This window comes from Streptomyces sp. NPDC020983 (assembly GCF_044333485.1).
Classification (GTDB): Bacteria; Actinomycetota; Actinomycetes; order Streptomycetales; family Streptomycetaceae; genus Actinacidiphila.
In genome coordinates, this window is the sequence record NZ_JBIRRA010000001.1 from 546,411 (window position 1) to 562,211 (window position 15,801).

Annotated in this window: 14 protein-coding genes; 8 read left to right on the forward strand and 6 right to left on the reverse strand. The window is 71.3% G+C overall.

Going from position 1 to position 15,801, the window contains the following annotated elements:
• Positions 1 to 113: 113 nt before the first annotated feature.
• A complete protein-coding gene (locus ACH4SE_RS02565; protein WP_398541402.1) occupies positions 114 to 1,688 on the forward strand; it encodes an MFS transporter in 1,575 nt (524 codons plus the stop codon).
• A gap of 84 nt (positions 1,689 to 1,772) precedes the next feature.
• On the opposite strand, the gene ACH4SE_RS02570 is transcribed toward ACH4SE_RS02565, so the two are convergent.
• Positions 1,773 to 2,555 (reverse strand): DUF5324 family protein, encoded by a 783-nt coding sequence (locus ACH4SE_RS02570; RefSeq protein WP_398541403.1) that lies wholly within the window; start codon positions 2,553 to 2,555, stop codon positions 1,773 to 1,775.
• Positions 2,556 to 2,770: 215 nt separating this feature from the next.
• Between ACH4SE_RS02570 and ACH4SE_RS02575 the strand changes: the two genes are divergently transcribed.
• The gene (locus ACH4SE_RS02575) at positions 2,771 to 3,301 is read left to right on the forward strand and encodes a peptidylprolyl isomerase (protein ID WP_398541404.1); all 531 of its coding nucleotides are present in this window, start codon (positions 2,771 to 2,773) and stop codon (positions 3,299 to 3,301) included.
• 144 nt (positions 3,302 to 3,445) lie between these two features.
• On the forward strand, positions 3,446 to 4,303 hold the full coding sequence (locus tag ACH4SE_RS02580; RefSeq protein WP_398541405.1) for a rhomboid family intramembrane serine protease: 858 nt from the start codon (positions 3,446 to 3,448) through the stop codon (positions 4,301 to 4,303).
• A gap of 313 nt (positions 4,304 to 4,616) precedes the next feature.
• Here ACH4SE_RS02580 and crgA read toward each other — a convergent pair whose 3' ends face one another.
• Positions 4,617 to 4,871: a cell division protein CrgA gene (gene crgA, locus ACH4SE_RS02585; RefSeq protein WP_398541406.1), complete on the reverse strand. Its 255-nt coding sequence runs from the start codon at positions 4,869 to 4,871 to the stop codon at positions 4,617 to 4,619.
• A gap of 272 nt (positions 4,872 to 5,143) precedes the next feature.
• On the opposite strand from crgA, the gene ACH4SE_RS02590 reads away from it, so the two are divergent.
• The 5 genes from ACH4SE_RS02590 (at position 5,144) to ACH4SE_RS02610 (ending at position 9,032) form a co-directional block, all read left to right on the forward strand.
• Positions 5,144 to 5,812, forward strand: a complete 669-nt coding sequence (locus tag ACH4SE_RS02590) for a DUF881 domain-containing protein (protein ID WP_398541622.1) — start codon at positions 5,144 to 5,146, stop codon at positions 5,810 to 5,812.
• 133 nt (positions 5,813 to 5,945) lie between these two features.
• On the forward strand, positions 5,946 to 6,122 hold the full coding sequence (locus ACH4SE_RS02595; protein ID WP_398541407.1) for a hypothetical protein: 177 nt from the start codon (positions 5,946 to 5,948) through the stop codon (positions 6,120 to 6,122).
• Positions 6,119 to 6,757 carry an aminodeoxychorismate/anthranilate synthase component II gene (locus tag ACH4SE_RS02600; RefSeq protein WP_398541408.1) on the forward strand — a complete coding sequence of 213 codons (639 nt, stop codon included), beginning with the start codon at positions 6,119 to 6,121 and terminating at the stop codon, positions 6,755 to 6,757. Before ACH4SE_RS02595 ends, ACH4SE_RS02600 begins: the two co-directional genes overlap by 4 nt.
• A complete protein-coding gene (locus tag ACH4SE_RS02605; protein WP_398541409.1) occupies positions 6,754 to 8,205 on the forward strand; it encodes a class E sortase in 1,452 nt (483 codons plus the stop codon). Before ACH4SE_RS02600 ends, ACH4SE_RS02605 begins: the two co-directional genes overlap by 4 nt.
• A 65-nt stretch (positions 8,206 to 8,270) precedes the next feature.
• A complete protein-coding gene (locus ACH4SE_RS02610; RefSeq protein WP_398541410.1) occupies positions 8,271 to 9,032 on the forward strand; it encodes a class E sortase in 762 nt (253 codons plus the stop codon).
• A 60-nt stretch (positions 9,033 to 9,092) separates the two neighbouring features.
• On the opposite strand, the gene pknB is transcribed toward ACH4SE_RS02610, so the two are convergent.
• From pknB to ACH4SE_RS02630, 4 genes are all read right to left on the reverse strand, one after another.
• On the reverse strand, positions 9,093 to 11,072 hold the full coding sequence (pknB, locus tag ACH4SE_RS02615) for a Stk1 family PASTA domain-containing Ser/Thr kinase (protein ID WP_398541411.1): 1,980 nt from the start codon (positions 11,070 to 11,072) through the stop codon (positions 9,093 to 9,095).
• 175 nt (positions 11,073 to 11,247) lie between these two features.
• On the reverse strand, positions 11,248 to 12,702 hold the full coding sequence (locus tag ACH4SE_RS02620) for a peptidoglycan D,D-transpeptidase FtsI family protein (RefSeq protein WP_398541412.1): 1,455 nt from the start codon (positions 12,700 to 12,702) through the stop codon (positions 11,248 to 11,250).
• On the reverse strand, positions 12,699 to 14,084 hold the full coding sequence (locus ACH4SE_RS02625; protein ID WP_398541413.1) for an FtsW/RodA/SpoVE family cell cycle protein: 1,386 nt from the start codon (positions 14,082 to 14,084) through the stop codon (positions 12,699 to 12,701). The genes ACH4SE_RS02620 and ACH4SE_RS02625 overlap by 4 nt, the downstream gene beginning before the upstream one ends.
• A gap of 22 nt (positions 14,085 to 14,106) precedes the next feature.
• Positions 14,107 to 15,753: a Stp1/IreP family PP2C-type Ser/Thr phosphatase gene (locus ACH4SE_RS02630; RefSeq protein WP_398541414.1), complete on the reverse strand. Its 1,647-nt coding sequence runs from the start codon at positions 15,751 to 15,753 to the stop codon at positions 14,107 to 14,109.
• Between the last annotated feature and the right edge of the window lie 48 nt (positions 15,754 to 15,801).

Genomic DNA, 15,801 nt, shown 5'->3' on the forward strand with positions numbered 1-15,801 from the left:
CGCACCGCCCCGCAGGGCGCGCACCGGCGCCGGTGCGCGCGCGGTGCGTGAGCGGTGCGGGCGGTGCGCGGACGGTCAGCCGCCGGTCAGCGGTGCCCCGCAGGCTGCCGTACATGACGAAGACGACGACATCCCCGCAGGACACCGCCGGTCAGGCGGGCGCCCCCGAGCGCGACGGGCGCCGCTGGGCCGTGCTGGCCATCTGCAGCGTGGCCTCCGCGCTGCTCGGCATCGACACCAGCGTCCTCAACTACGCCGTACCCTCGCTCACCGCGCAGCTCGCGCCGTCCGCCACCCAGCTGCTGTGGATCGTGGACGTCTACGGCTTCGTGCTCGGCGGCCTGCTCATCGTGATGGGCAATGTCGGCGACCGCATCGGCCGCAGGAAGCTGCTGCTGATCGGCGTGACGGGCTTCGGCGCCGCCTCCGCGCTCACCGCCTACGCCGGCAGCCCGGAGATGCTCATCGCCGCCCGTGCGCTGCTCGGCCTCTTCGGCGCCACGATCATGCCCTCCACGCTCTCCCTGGTGCGATCGGTCTTCACCGACCCGAAGGAGCGCACGGCAGCGGTCGGCATCAGCGGCGGGGTGGCCGCCGCCAGCTTCGCGCTCGGTCCGGTCGTGGGCGGTCTGCTGCTGGACCACTTCTGGTGGGGCTCGGTCTTCCTGGTCAACGTGCCGGTGATGGCGCTGGTGCTCGCCCTGGGGAAGGTCGTGCTGCCGGAGAGCCGCAACCCGCGGCCGGGGCGGCTGGACTGGACCAGCGTGCCGCTGTCGGTGCTGGGCATGTTCGGCGTGATCTACGCGATCAAGACGGCGGCCCGCGACGGGGTCGCGGAGCCGTCGGTGTGGATCGCGGGCGGCCTGGGCGTCGCGCTGCTGACGGCCTTCCTGCGCCGCCAGACCCGGCTCGCCGAACCGCTGCTGGACCTGCGCCTCTTCCGCAACCCGGCCTTCTCCGGTGCGATCAGCGCCAACGTCGTGACGATGTTCGCCTCGACCGTGCTCTCCCTCGGATTCTCGCTGTACTTCCAGGAGGTGCGCGGCTGGTCGCCGCTGACCGCGGGCCTCGCCGTGCTGCCGGGCCCGCTGGCCGCCGCGGCGGTCGCGCCGGCCGCCTCCGCCCTGATCCCGCTCATCGGCCGGGCCCGCACCGTGGCCGCGGGCCTGGTGCTGATGGGGCTCAGCACGGCGGGCCTGGGCCTGGCCACCGAGCACAGCGCGTACTGGCAGCTGCTGCCCGTGGTGATCGTCAACGGCGCCGGCCTGATGCTCACCTTCGCGGTGACCGCCGACACCATCCTCGCCAGCGCCCCCGCGACCCGCACCGGCGCCGCCGCGGCCACCTCGGAGACCGCGATGGAGCTCGGCGGCGCACTCGGCATCGCCATCCTCGGCTCGGTGCTGAACGCCTACTACCGCAGCGGCCTGACGCTGCCGTCGGGCCTGACGGCCGGCCAGGCGGGCGCGGCCCGCGAGTCGGTCAGCGGCGGTGTGGCCACCGGCACCCGGCTGAGCGGCGGGCTCGGGCACCAGGTCGTGGAGGCGGCCCGGAACGCCTTCACCGACAGCCTGCACGCCACGACCCTGATCGGCGGCGGCCTGATGCTCGCCGGCGCGGTCGCCGCGCTCATCACCCTGCGCAAGGTCCCCGCGGTCCTGCAGGACCCGGAGCCGGCCGCCGCCTGACACCCCGTACGACCCCGCGGAGCCCCGGCCCCGCGCCCCTGTGAGGGCGCGGGGCCGGGGCTCCGCTGCGTGCCGGAGGGCGCCTCAGGCGCCTTCGGGCTTGTCGTCCTCGGACGGCGAGGACTCGGCGTCGGCGTCCGTTCCGGCGGAGCCGTCGACGAGGTCCACGTGCGCGCCGCCCTGGCCGTTGACCGACGACGGCGGCCCGTCCAGCGGGTCGACGACGGTCAGGGTGCTGGTGCCGCTGATGGTCTCCTCGGGCGCCGGCGCCTCGGTGGCCTCGCCCGGCTCCACCAGCCATTCCGGGTCGGACTGCGCGCTCCACCAGCGCCACGCGGCGAAGACCGCGCCTCCCGCGGCCCCGGCCAGCAGCAGGGTGCGGAAGGCCCGCGCGGTCTGCCGGCGGCGGATCCGCTTGCGGACCAGCCGGTCGATCTCGGCGGCGGTCACCTGGCCGCGCAGCGCGTGCAGCGCCGCGGTGCCGCGGACCAGCGCCTCGGCCGTGACGGGGACGGCGACCGCCCGCGTCGCCGCGACCGCGGAGTTCACCCGTGGTACGGCGTAGTCGGCGGCCGTCCGTGCGCTCTTCGCGGTGCGCTTGGCGGCGGTCTCGACCGCTTCCGCGGCCTTCGGCGGCACCGCCGCCCAGGCCTGCTCGCGCGCCTGCTTCACCTGGGCGGCGAGCTTGGCGTCGTAGACCCGGCGGGCGGACCTGCTTGCCTGCTGGGCGTAGACACCGGCCTGCTGTGCGTACCGCGCGGCCTCGTCCTTCGCGGTGTTGGCGTACGGCGCAGCCACCTCCGCGGCGTGCCGCACGCTGTCCTTCGTCATGTCAGCCGCGCTGCGCACGCTGTCGATGCGGGTCACAGGAACCTCCTCCTCGGTGGCGTACGGTTTTCGCCTTTCCATCCGGTTTGAAATCATGCCCGCCCGGACCCCGTACGGCATGTGCGGACGCGCATACGGGTCAGTCGGCCCGGTTGCGGCGCAGCCGGCGGGTGCGGAGTGCGGGGGAAGGCCGCGCGGTGGTTCGCGCCGTGCGAGGATCAACCCCTGTCAGCGACGACTATGGAAGGTAGACCGTGGCCGAGGAGCTCTACGCCACCTTGAAGACCAACCAGGGCGACATCGTGATCCGGCTGCTGCCGAACCATGCCCCCAAGACCGTGGCCAACTTCGTCGGGCTCGCCGAGGGCACCCGCGAGTGGACCCACCCGAACACCGGCCAGGCCTCGCACGACCGCCTCTACGACGGCACGGTCTTCCACCGGGTGATCTCCGGTTTCATGATCCAGGGTGGCGACCCGCTGGGGAACGGCACCGGCGGCCCCGGGTACAAGTTCGCCGACGAATTCCACCCGGACCTCGCCTTCACCAAGCCCTACCTGCTGGCGATGGCCAACGCGGGCCCGGGCACCAACGGCTCGCAGTTCTTCATCACCGTGTCGGCGACCGCGTGGCTGACGGGCAAGCACACCATCTTCGGCGAGGTCGCCGACGACGCGAGCCGCAAGGTCGTGGACTCCATCGTGAGCAGCCCCACGAACCCGCGCACCGACCGCCCGCTGGAGGACGTCGTCATCGAGTCCGTCGTCGTCGAGAAGCGCGGCTGACGTAGTCTTCGAGGTTCCCGGAGGGCGCCGTCAGGAGGCGTACGGGACCCCGGGGCACCACGACGGGAACACCACGCCCCGCCCGCACGTCGGAACAGGCGGGTGGGGCGTTCGGCGAGAGCGCCGCGACAGGGGAGTGGATCCATGGACCAGGCGGTCTGCTGCTACCGGCACCCGGACCGGGAGACGGGCATACGCTGCACGCGGTGCGAACGCCCGATCTGCCCGGAGTGCATGATCAGTGCCTCTGTCGGCTTCCAGTGCCCGGACTGCGTACGGCAGGGGGCGTCGGCCCACACCCGGCACCGCACGATCGCGGGCGGCGTGGTCGCGCGGGACCCCTTCCTGGTCACCAAGATCCTCATCGCGCTCAATGTCGCGGTCTACGCGCTGGAGCTGGCGGTCGGCCGCCGGATCGCCGACGACCTCGGGCTGGGCGCCGTCTGCGGGCCCAAGGGCTTCCCGGACCGGCAGTGCGCGGGCGTCGCCGACGGCGAGTGGTACCGGATCATCACCTCGGCCTTCGTGCACGACCTGCCGCCCAACTTCACGCACATCCTCTTCAACATGCTCACGCTGTGGTGGATCGGCGGACCGCTGGAGCGCGTCCTCGGACGCAGCCGGTATCTCGCGCTCTACCTGGTCTCGGCCCTGGCCGGCAGCGCCGCGGTGCTGTTGCTGGCTCCGCACTCGCTCACCTTCGGCGCCTCGGGCGCGCTCTACGGGCTCTTCGGCGCGACCGCGGTCTTCGTGCGGCGGCTCAACTACGACATGCGTCCGATTCTGATCCTGCTCGGGCTCAACATCCTTTTCACCTTCACCTGGCCCCACGTGAGCTGGCAGGCGCACCTGGGCGGGCTGGTGGGCGGCACCGCCGTCGCCGTGGGGATGTTCTACGCCCCGCGCGAGCGGCGGAACGCGGTGCAGTGGGGGACGACCGCCGGGGTACTGGCGCTCTCCCTGGTGCTCAGCGTGATCGCTGTGGCGCAGGTCACGTCCTGAAGGCCGTTACCCCGGCCGTTGATCACACGTTATCCACAGCGGGTAGGGAATCCTGTGCATCATGTGCACACCCTGCGGAGCGGGCTGTGTGACACCAGCCGGGCGTTCGTATTGTCCCGGTTTTTCCCGCAAGATCACTGCGGTTCGATGTCGGGACAGCAAACGACCGGTGGCCGTCAGCCGCGGCCACCGGTCGTACCGGCGTCAACTGCGTAGAGGTTATCCACAGATCTTCCGACCTTTTCCCCACTGTGGAAACGGCTGTGGATAACTGTGTGGACAACCGTGCCGGCGTTGCCGCCGGGAGGGCCCGCTACTTCCACTGGGTGGAGACCACGAAGCCCCCGGCGATGAAGCCGAAGCCCACGACGATGTTCCAGTTGCCGAGCGAGTCCACCGGCAGATCGCCCTGCGTGACGTAGAAGAGCACGATCCAGGCCAGCCCGACGACGAAGAACGCCAGCATCAGCGGGGCGACCCAGCCGCGGTTGCCGAGCTTTATGGCGGTTGCCGCCTTCACCGGGGGCGGGGTGAAGTCGGCCTTCTTGCGGATCCGTGACTTCGGCACGAGGGACTCTCCTGTCGATGCGCTGCGTAACCGCGCGGGGGTGCTGGGCGGTCCTGGCGGGTATGGGAAGACGGTCTCGCGCCGGCGGGGGCGGTGCCGACGCCGGGCGTCCGTTAGCGTAGTGCTTCCTCTGCTTGTTAAGGAGACAGCGTACGGTGGCGACGGATCCCGGCGGAAGCGCACCCGCCCCCTCCTCTCGCCCCGCCTCGCGCACGGTGGCGCTGCGGCTGGCCAGCGCGGGAGTCTTCGCGCTGGCCGGGCTGATCTTCTGGATGAGCTTCGACACCGCCAAGGGCGTCGACATCCGCAGCGACGACCCGCTGCCGAAGCTCTCCGACACCATCCGCACCAAGAACGCGCGCAACGAGCAGCTGGAGGACCAGCTCACCGGCGTCCGCGACGACGTGGACGAGCTCACCCGGCAGGGCAGCGGGCTGAGCGCCGCCGAGCAGGCCAGGATCGACGCCCTCCGCAAGGACGCCGGCACCACCCCGCTCACCGGCCCCTCCGTCCAGGTCACCCTGAACGACGCCCCGCCGGACGCGACCCCGCTCGTCCCCGGCGTCCCCGATCCGCAGCCCAACGACCTGGTCATCCACCAGCAGGACCTGCAGGCCGTGGTCAACGCGCTCTGGCAGGGCGGGGCGCGCGGCATCCGCGTCATGGACCAGCGCCTGATCTCCACCAGCGCCGTCCGCTGCGTCGGCAACACCCTGATCCTCCAGGGCCGCGTCTACTCCCCGCCCTACCGCATCACCGCCGTCGGCGACCAGGCGAAACTCCGCCAGGCTCTCGACCGCAGCCCCGCGATCCAGAACTACCTCCAGTACGTGGCCGCCTACGGACTCGGCTGGAAGGTCGGCACCGCCCGCTCCACCACCCTGCCGGGCTACGCCGGCTCGACGTCCCTGCACTATGCGCAGCCTGTGGATCAGCCCTGAAAAACGCCTGCACCACGGCCTCTTGGCCGCCGGACGCGCAGGTGAAGCCAGGACGAAGCTTTGTCCGGCTACCAACCCACTCCGGGCGATCTCCCCTTACTCTGTTCCGGGGAGCCGGAAGGAAAGGGACCGCATGTACGGCTGGATCTGGCGGCATCTGCCGGGCAACGCGTGGATAAGGGCGCTGACCTGCCTGGCGCTGGTGCTGGCCGTCGTCTACCTGCTGTTCCAGTACGTCTTCCCCTGGGCGGAGCCGCTGCTCCCCTTCAATGACGTCACCGTCGACAACGGGATGGCCGCCGTCCGATGAGCACACGCATTCTCGTGGTCGACAACTACGACAGCTTCGTCTTCAACCTGGTCCAGTACCTCTACCAGCTCGGCGCCGAGTGCGAGGTGCTGCGCAACGACGAGGTGCGGCCCTCCCACGCGCAGGACGGCTTCGACGGCGTGCTGCTCTCCCCCGGCCCCGGCACCCCCGAGGAGGCCGGGGTGTGCGTCGACATGGTGCGGCACTGCGCGGAAACCGGGGTGCCGGTCTTCGGCGTCTGCCTCGGTGTGCAGTCCATCGCGGTCGCCTACGGCGGCGTCGTCAACCGCGCCCCCGAGCTGCTGCACGGCAAGACGTCGCTGGTGACCCACGAAGGAGCGGGCGTCTTCGCCGGACTGCCGTCGCCCTTCACCGCCACGCGCTACCACTCGCTCGCGGTCGAGGGCCCGACTCTTCCGGACCAGCTGCAGGTCACCGCCTGGACGGACAGCGGCATCATCATGGGGCTCAGACACCGGGAGGCGGCCGTGGAGGGCGTGCAGTTCCACCCCGAGTCGGTGCTCACCGAGTGGGGGCACCGGATGCTGGCGAACTGGCTGGCCGAATGCGGTGACGAGGGCGCCAGGGACCGCTCGGAGGGGCTCGCGCCCGTTGTCGGGAGGGCGGGGGCGTGACCACGCTCCGCCCGGAGCGCCCCGCCGACGACGGCCCGATGTCGTACGAGAACACCGGGCAGTTCAGAGCTGTCGTGGAACAGCTCGACGATCCGCTGAACGACCCGCTGCCCAGCCGCCCCGCGGCCGTCCCGGAGGAGCGGCCGGAGCCGTCCGGCGCCCCGGACGTCCGCGCGGAGCACGCGCCCCCCGAGCCGGAGCAGGTGTACGCCCCCGCGCCGCAGCCCTTCGCCGGGCCCGCGTCGGCCTCCCCCTGGTTCAGCCCCGCGCAGCCCCTCGCCCCCGCTCCCGAGCCGGCCGCCGTCCCGTACGAGGAGCCTCAGGCGCCCGCCGCCGTCCCGTACGAGCCGTCCCCCGCGCCCGTCCCGTACGAGGAGCCTCAGGCGCCCGCCGCCGTCCCGTACGAGGGGGCGCCCGCCGCGGCGCCGCACGACGGGCCGCGCGCACCGGCGGCGTACGACGGGCGGGGCGGCCCCCTGCCGTACGGCGAGCCGCCCGCGGGCGGGGACGTACCGGAGAGCGGGCCCGCGGGCGAGGGCGGGGACACCGCCGTGCTGCCTGTCGTGGCCCCCGGGACGGCCGCCCCCACCACCGGGCCACCTGCCGACGGGGGACGGGCGGCACGGCGCAGGGCGGCGCGGCAGAGCGGCGGCCACCGGGCCCGCGGCGGCGGCCACAGCGGCGCCGCGCAGGCCCCGAGCACGACCCCCACCGCACCGCTGAGCCGGGTGGAGGCGCGGCGGGCCGCGAGGGCCGCGAAGGAGAGCCCCGCGGTCATCGCCAGCCGGGTCGTCGGCGAGCTGTTCATCACCCTCGGCGTGCTGATGCTGCTCTTCGTCACCTACCAGCTGTGGTGGACCAACGTGCGCGCCCACCGCGAGGCCGCGGGCGCGGCGAACAACCTCCAGCAGAAGTGGGACAGCGAATCCGCCGACCCGAACCGGCTGCCCGGCACCTTCTCGCCCGGCCAGGGCTTCGCGATCATGTACATCCCCAAGCTGGACGTGAAGGCGCCCATCGCGCAGGGGGTCTCCAAGCACAAGGTGCTCGACAAGGGCATGATCGGCCACTACGACGGTGCAATGAACACCGCGATGCCGTGGGACAAGACCGGCAACTTCGCCGTCGCCGCGCACCGCAACACCCACGGTGAGCCCTTCCGCTACATCAACCACCTCGCGGCCGGCGACAAGGTGGTGGTCGAGACGGAGAACGAGTACTACACCTACGTGATCACCAGCTCGCTGGCCAGTACCCCGCCGTCCAACATCAGCGTGCTCAAGCCGATCCCGGAGGGCTCGGGCTTCACCGCTCCCGGCCGCTACCTCACGCTCACCACCTGCACCCCCGAATTCACCAGCACCAACCGGCTGATCGTGTGGGGCAAACTGGTCGAGGAGCGGCCGCGCAGCAAGGGCAAGCCGGACGCGCTCGTCACCGGCGACTGACGGATCCGCGGAGCCCGCACCTCGCCGGCAGTGCCTCAGTGCCCTCGGACGGAGAGCTGAACAGCGTGACGACCACCACGACCAGCGAGACGGGCGACCCCGGCGTCCCGGAGAGCGGCGACGGCCAGGAGGGCGCCCCGCGCGGCAGGGGCACGCTCGCCTCCGTCGTGAGCGTCGTCGGCGAGCTGCTCATCACGGCCGGGCTGATCATGGCCCTCTTCGTCGTCTACTCGCTGTGGTGGACCAACGTGCTGGCCGACCGGCACGAGGCCAAGGAGGCCAGGAAGGTCCGCCAGGAGTGGGCCCAGGCGCCGCCCGGCGCGCACGCCCGCGGCCTGGACACCGCCGGCGGCATCGGTTTCCTGCACGTCCCCGCGATGGGCAGGAACTACGAGGTGCTGGTCAAGAAGGGCACCTCGACCAAGGTGCTCAACGAGGGCGTCGCCGGCTACTACACCAAGCCCACCCCGGCGGCCATGCCGTGGGCCAGGACCGGCAACTTCACGCTCGCCGCCCACCGCGACGGACACGGCGCCAAGTTCCACAACATCAACAAGATCGGCAAGGGCGACGCGATCGTCTTCGAGACCAAGGACACCTGGTACGTCTACAAGGTCTACAAGATCCTCGACCAGACGTCGAAGTACGACGTCGGCGTGACCGCCCAGGTGCCGAAGGAGTCCGGCCGCACCAAGCCGGGCCGCTACATCACCCTCACGACCTGCACCCCCGTCTACACCTCGCGCTACCGCTACATCGTGTGGGGTGAGCTCGTCCGCACCCAGAAGGTGGACGCGCAAAGGACGCCGCCGCCCGAACTGCGGTAGTCCGGACGGCGGCGCCCCTGGGTCTGCGGGTGGGCCCGGCTCCCGCCGGGCCCGGGGGGATCAGCCTCCGCCGCCCCCGCCCACGGTCATCACCTGGACGTCCTGGCCCGGCGTGAGCGGCGTGCCCTGCGGGGTGGGGCTGCCGATCACGCGGGCGTTGTCCCCCTCGGGACCGCCGCCGACGACCACCACGTTCATGCCCATCTGCTGCAGCTGCTGCTTGACCTCGCCCAGCCGGTGGCCGGCGACGTCCGGCATCACCGGGTTCTGCGGCGGATTCTGCGTCTGCTGCGTCGGGCCGGAGGAGACGATCAGGGTGATCGAGTCGTCCAGCTTCGCCGAGGAGCCCGCCTGCGGGTTGGTGCTGATGACCGTGCCCTCGGGGTACTGCGGGTCGTCCGAGGGCTGGCGCTGGGTGTGGACGTTGGTGAAGCCCAGTTCCTGGAGCTGCTTCTTGGCGCCGCCCTCCGGGTAGCGGGCGAGGTCCGGGATCTCCTTCTCCGCCGGCTTGACCGCGACCTTCAGCGTGATGATCGCGTCCTTGGGCTGCTTGGTCCCCGGACCGGGGTCCTGGCTGATGACGGTGTCCTCGTCGACCGTCGTGGACTCCTGGTCCACCCGCTTGACCTGGAATCCCGCCTTCGTCAGCTCGGCCTGCGCGTCCTCGAACTTGTCGTTGACGACGCTCGGCACCTCCTTGGGCGCCGCACCCTTCGACAGGACGACCGTGACCGTCTTGTCGTCCGGGACCGGGCTGTCGGCCGCCGGGGTCTGCGAGCAGATCAGGTCCTTGTCGACCGCGTCGCAGAACGCCGGGGTACCCGCGACGATCTTCAGCTCCAGGTTGCCGGCCGCCCTGTTCGCCTCGTCCATGGACTTGCCGACGAGGTTCGGCACCTTCTCGTCGCTGCCGGCGCCGTTGCCGCCGAAGAGCGCCTTGCCCAGGAAGATCGCGCCGACCAGCACCAGGATGCCGGCCAGCACCAGCAGGACGGTGGACGCGCTGCCGCCGCTCTTCTTCTGCCGCCGCCGGTCAGGGCGCTCGTCGTAGCCGTAGCCGCCGTCGTCGTCGCGGGCCGGAGGCAGCATCGAGGTGCGCGGGTCGGCCTGCTGCGGCAGTGCGGTGGTGGCGGCGCCGTCCCCGTAGGACTGCGGGTAGCCGTAGCCGGCCGCGCCCATCGCGACGGCCGCGGCGACCGGCTGGCCGTCGAGCGCGCTCTCGATGTCGGCCCGCATCTCGTCGGCGCTCTGGTAGCGGTAGTCGGGGTCCTTGGTCAGCGCCTTGAGGACGATCGCGTCCATCGCCGGGGTGACCTCGGGGTCGAAGACCGACGGCGGCTGCGGGTCCTCGCGGACGTGCTGGTAGGCCACCGCCACGGGTGAGTCGCCCACGAAGGGCGGCCGAACGGTCAGCAGCTCGTAGAGCAGGCAGCCGGTCGAGTAGAGGTCCGAGCGGGCGTCGACCTGCTCGCCCTTGGCCTGCTCCGGCGACAGGTACTGCGCGGTGCCGATGACGGCAGCCGTCTGCGTCATCGTCATGCCGGCGTCGCCCATCGCGCGGGCGATGCCGAAGTCCATGACCTTGACCTGGCCCGTGCGCGTCAGCATGACGTTGGCGGGCTTGATGTCCCGGTGGACGATCCCGGCGCGGTGGCTGTACTCCAGCGCCTGGAGGATGCCGACGGTCATCTCCAGCGCCCGCTCCGGCAGCAGCTTGCGCCCGGAGTGGAGCAGCTCGCGCAGGGTCGAGCCGTCGACGTACTCCATCACGATGTACGGGATCGAGACGCTGTCGACGTAGTCCTCGCCGGTGTCGTACACGGCGACGATCGAGGGGTGGTTGAGCGAGGCGGCCGACTGGGCCTCCCGGCGGAACCGGGCCTGGAACGACGGGTCGCGTGCGAGGTCCGCCCGCAGCGTCTTCACCGCCACCGTACGGCCGAGGCGGGTGTCATGCGCGAGGTACACCTCCGCCATGCCACCGCGGCCGAGCACCGAGCCCAGCTCGTACCGGCCGCCGAGGCGACGCGGCTCTTCCATAGCTCTGCCCTCTCCTCAAACCCGTATCTTGACGTTCACGACCCGAATCCGTTGGTTGCCGCCCTGCGCCGCACGGAGCTACGGTACCGGGCATTTCCCACGGATCCGCGCCCCCGCCCTCCGCCGATACCTGACCGGTATGTGAACCGGGCCGGCACCCTGCGTGAGCTTCCTCTCACTTGTTGAGCACCGCCTCCATGACGCTCTTGGCGATCGGGGCCGCCAGGCCGCCGCCGCTGATGTCGTCGCGGTTGGCGGCGCCGTCCTCGACCACGACCGCGACCGCCACCGGCGAGCCGTGGTCGGTCATGGCGTAGGACACGAACCACGCGTAGGGCGCCTTGTCGTTGTTGACGCCGTGCTGCGCCGTGCCGGTCTTGCCGCCGACGCGCACGCCGGGAATCCGCGCGTTCTTGCCGGTGCCGTGGGTGACGACCGTCTCCATCATCTGCTGGAGCTTCTGCGCGTTCTCCGGGGACAGCGGGGTGCTCATCTTCTGCGGGGTGGTCTGGGAGACGGTGCTCGTGTTGGGCGCCTCCAGCTTGTCCACCTCGTACGGCTGCATCAGCACGCCGTTGTTGGCGATGGCCGAGGCGACCATGGCCATCTGCAGCGGCGTCGCGGCGGTGTCGAACTGGCCGATGGAGGACTGGGCGACGTGGTCGGCGCTCATCTCGGTGTCGAAGTTGCTCGCGTTGGCACGCACCGGGACGAACTGCTCCTTGTTGAAGCCGAACTTCTCGGCCTCCTCCACCATCCCCTTGAGGCCGACGTCGACGCCCAGCTTGCCGAAGACGGTGTTGCAGGACTGCCGCAGCGCTTCGGTCAGCGTGGCGTCCTTGCACTTGATGCTGCCCTCGTTCACCAGCCGCTTGGTGGTGCCCGGCGGGACGTACGGATCGGGCGAGTCCGTCTTGGCGTCGATGTCGGTCACCTTGCCCTCCTCCAGGGCGGCGGCGGCCGTGACCAGCTTGAACGTCGAACCCGGGGGGTAGGTGATGCGCAGGGCCCGGTTCTGCATCGGGTCGTCGGGGTTGTTCTTCTTGTCGAGCGCCGCCCAGGCGTCGCCGTCGTTGCTGCCGGCGATCTTCGAGGGGTCGTACGACGGGGTGCTCGCCATCGCCAGGATCGCGCCGGTGCGCGGGTCGAGTGCGACGACCGCGCCCTTCTTGCCGCCGAGGCCGTCGTAGGCGGCCTTCTGCGCCTTGGCGTTGAGCGTCGTCACCACGTTGCCGCCCTGGCGCTGCTTGCCGGTGAGCAGGTCGATGGTGCGGTTGAAGAACAGCCGGTCGTCGTCGCCGGTCAGGAAGCTGTCCTCGACGCCCTCCAGGAACGTCGTCCCGTAGACCTGCGAGGCGTAGCCGGTCACCGGCGCCCACATCTTGCCGTCGGTGTAGGTGCGCTTGTACTTGAAGTCGCTGCCGGTGGTCACGGTGTGGCCGGTGACGGCCTTGCCGTCGACGATGATGTCGCCGCGCGGGTGGGCGAACTGGTTGATCGCCACCCGCCGGTTGTTCTTGTCGCTGTTGAGCTGGTCGGCCTGGACGAACTGCACGTAGTTCACCCGCAGCAGCAGGGCGAGGACGAGCAGACCGCAGAAGATCGCAACCCGTCGCAGTGGCTTGTTCACTGGCTCTTCACCACCTGGGTCGCTTCGGCGTCGGGGGATCCTGCGGGAGTCGGGGCGGGCCGGCGTGCGGTGTCGCTGATCCGCAGCAGGATCGCCACCAGGGCCCAGTTGGCGATCACGGAGGATCCGCCCTGGGCCATGAAGGGCATCGTCATACCGGTCAGCGGGATGAGTCCGGTGACGCCGCCGGCCACCACGAAGACCTGGAGCGCGAAGGCGCCGGACAGGCCGATGGCCAGCAGCTTGCCGAACGGGTCCCGGGCGGCCAGCGCGGTGCGGATGCCGCGCTCGATCAGCAGGCCGTAGAGCAGCAGGACGGCCATCACACCGGCGAGGCCCATCTCCTCGCCGACGGTGGCGAGGATGTAGTCGCTCTTGGGCGCGATGCCGCGGATCAGCCGGGAGTACCCCTGGCCGAGCCCGGAGCCGAACAGCCCGCCGGCGCCGAACGCGTACCGGGACTGGGCGGTCTCGGTCACACCGCCGTTGGAGGCGAGCGCGAGCGGGTGCAGCCAGTCCTGGACGCGCACCTTCACGTGCGGCTCGGTCGAGGCCACCGCGACCGCGCCGGCGGAGCTGAGCAGCAGGCCGAAGACGATCCAGCTGGTGCGCTCGGTGGCCACGTAGAGCATGATCACGAAGAGGCCGAAGAAGAGCAGCGAGGTGCCCAGGTCGGTCTCGAAGATGAGGATGAGCAGGCTCATGGCCCAGATCACCAGGATCGGGCCGAGGTCGCGGCCGCGCGGCAGGTACAGGCCCATGACCCGGCGGCTGGCGAGGGCGAGCGCGTCGCGCTTCACCATCAGGTAGCCGGCGAAGAAGACGGTGATGACGATCTTGGCGAACTCGCCCGGCTGCAGCGACCCGATGCCCGGGAGCGTCACCCAGATCCGGGCGCCGTAGACGGGCGGGAAGAACACCGGCAGGACCAGCAGGAAGAGCGCCGCCGCCATCGAGATGTAGGTGTAGCGCTGCAGGATGCGGTGGTCCTTGAGGAAGACCAGCACCGCGATGAAGAGCGCCACGCCGAACGTCGACCACATCAGCTGCTTGGAGGCCATCGGGGCGCCCAGGCTCGGCTCCTGGTCGAGCCGCCAGATCAGCACCAGGCCGAGGCCGTTCAGCAGCGTGGCGATCGGCAGCATCAGCGGGTCGGAGTACGGCGCGAACTTGCGCACCAGCAGATGGGCCACCCCGGCGAGCACGCCGAGGCCCGCACCGTAGCCGAGCAGCCCGGCGGGAACCGAGCCGTTCATGGCCAGCCCGACGTTCGCGTAGGCGAAGACCGGGATGAGAACGGCGAACAGCAGCAGGGCCAGCTCGGTGTTGCGGCGGTTGGGAGCGCCGATCGAAGTGATGGTCGTGGTGTTGCTGGCGCTCATGACGAGCCGAGCCCTCCTGGACTTACGACTGCCCCGACGGGCAGTTCCGGGCCTTCGCCTGCTCGTCCGGCGTCAGGCTCTCGGCGGTGGGCGGGGTCGTGGCCTTGCCGGTGTCGGCCTTGTCGGGGCCCGACGCGGCGGGGCTGTTCTTGCCCGGGGCCGCGGTGCTCGTCGGATCGCCCACCTCGGGGCCGGCCGCGCCGGCGGCGCCGGTGCTGGTCGGAAGGGCGGTCGCCTTCTTCATGCTGTCGAGCGGGCTCGCGGCCGTGTCGTCCTTGTCGGACACGGTGCCCCCGGCGCCTCCCGCGGCCGCGGTGCCCTCCTGGGCCTTCGCCGTGCCGTCCGCCTTCTTCGCCCGCTCGGCCTTCTCGCAGACCCTGACCTGCTCGGCCAGCTCGTCGGCCTTGTTGTCGGCCTGGCTCAGGTTGTCCATCGTGATGGTGGCGCTGACCTGGTTGCGCAGGTAGTCCGGCAGGTACGCCAGCTTGATCTCGGGGCGGTCGGTGTGCAGCTTCGACATGCTCACCCACACCAGCTTCTGGTCGATGCCCCGGTAGACGGCGACGTGGTCGCCCTTCGCGCCGACGTAGTACTGCGTCTGCGCCCAGGTGTAGAAGCCGTAGAAGCCGCCGCCTGCGACCACGGCGAGCACGACCGCGCCGATGACCGTGCGCTTGACCCACGAGCGGTTCTTGCGCGGCTTGGCCGCTTCGGTGCCCTCGTGCTCGCCGAACGTGCCGAGCGGGGCGCCCGGGACCGGCCCCCCGCTGCCCGGCGGACCGAACGCGCCGGCCGGGCCCGCCTGCTGCGGGGTGCGGCCCAGCTCCGCGGCGCGGCCGGCCGGGGTCTGCAGGTGGCGCGCGTCGCTGAGCGGCAGCTGGGTGTCGGCGACCGCGCCGACCACCACGGGGGTGTCGTTCAGCTGGCCGGCCAGGGTGTCGCCGTCGTCGGTGTCGAGGACGTCGGCGACGATGCAGGTGATGTTGTCGGGGCCGCCGCCGCGCAGCGCGAGCTGGATCAGCTCCTGGACCGTCTCGTGCGGTGCCTGGTACCCGGCCAGGGTGTCCTCGAGGGTCTGGTGGCTGACGACGCCGGACAGGCCGTCGGAGCAGATCAGATAGCGGTCGCCGACCCGCACCTCGCGGATGGAGAGGTCGGGTTCGACGCGCTCGCCGCTGCCCAGCGCGCGCATCAGCAGCGAGCGCTGCGGGTGGGTGGTCGCCTCCTCCTCGGTGATCCGCCCCTCGTCCACCAGCCGCTGCACCCAGGTGTGGTCCTGGGTGATCTGGGTCAGGACGCCGTCGCGCAGCAGATACGCGCGCGAGTCGCCGACGTGGACCAGGCCGAGCCGCTGGCCGGTCCACAGCAGGGCGGTGAGGGTGGTGCCCATGCCCTCCAGCTGCGGGTCCTCCTGGACCATCTGCAGCAGTTGGTCGTTGGCACGCTGCACCGCGGATCCGAGTGACGTCAGGATGTCGGAACCGGGAATGTCGTCGTCGAGCGGGACAATGGTCGAGATCACCTCGGAGGAGGCGACCTCACCGGCGGCCTGCCCGCCCATGCCGTCGGCGATCGCGAGCAGACGGGGACCGGCGTAGCCGGAGTCCTCGTTCCCCTCGCGGATCATGCCCTTGTGCGAACCGGCGGCGAAACGCAGGCTCAGAGACATGCGTACCTCCCCCGTCGGCTCCGGGTACATCCGCACGCTGCCCACCCT

Excerpts from the sequence above, each read along its gene's own strand:
- ACH4SE_RS02590 (WP_398541622.1), top strand. The coding sequence starts at position 5,144 with ATGAGCTTCGACACCGCCAAGGGCGTCGACATCCGCAGCGACGACCCG.
- pknB (WP_398541411.1), bottom strand. The coding sequence starts at position 11,072 with ATGGAAGAGCCGCGTCGCCTCGGCGGCCGGTACGAGCTGGGCTCGGTG.
- ACH4SE_RS02600 (WP_398541408.1), top strand. The coding sequence starts at position 6,119 with ATGAGCACACGCATTCTCGTGGTCGACAACTACGACAGCTTCGTCTTC.
- ACH4SE_RS02595 (WP_398541407.1), top strand. The coding sequence starts at position 5,946 with ATGTACGGCTGGATCTGGCGGCATCTGCCGGGCAACGCGTGGATAAGG.
- ACH4SE_RS02565 (WP_398541402.1), top strand. The coding sequence starts at position 114 with ATGACGAAGACGACGACATCCCCGCAGGACACCGCCGGTCAGGCGGGC.
- ACH4SE_RS02630 (WP_398541414.1), bottom strand. The coding sequence starts at position 15,753 with ATGTCTCTGAGCCTGCGTTTCGCCGCCGGTTCGCACAAGGGCATGATC.
- ACH4SE_RS02625 (WP_398541413.1), bottom strand. The coding sequence starts at position 14,084 with ATGAGCGCCAGCAACACCACGACCATCACTTCGATCGGCGCTCCCAAC.
- ACH4SE_RS02580 (WP_398541405.1), top strand. The coding sequence starts at position 3,446 with ATGGACCAGGCGGTCTGCTGCTACCGGCACCCGGACCGGGAGACGGGC.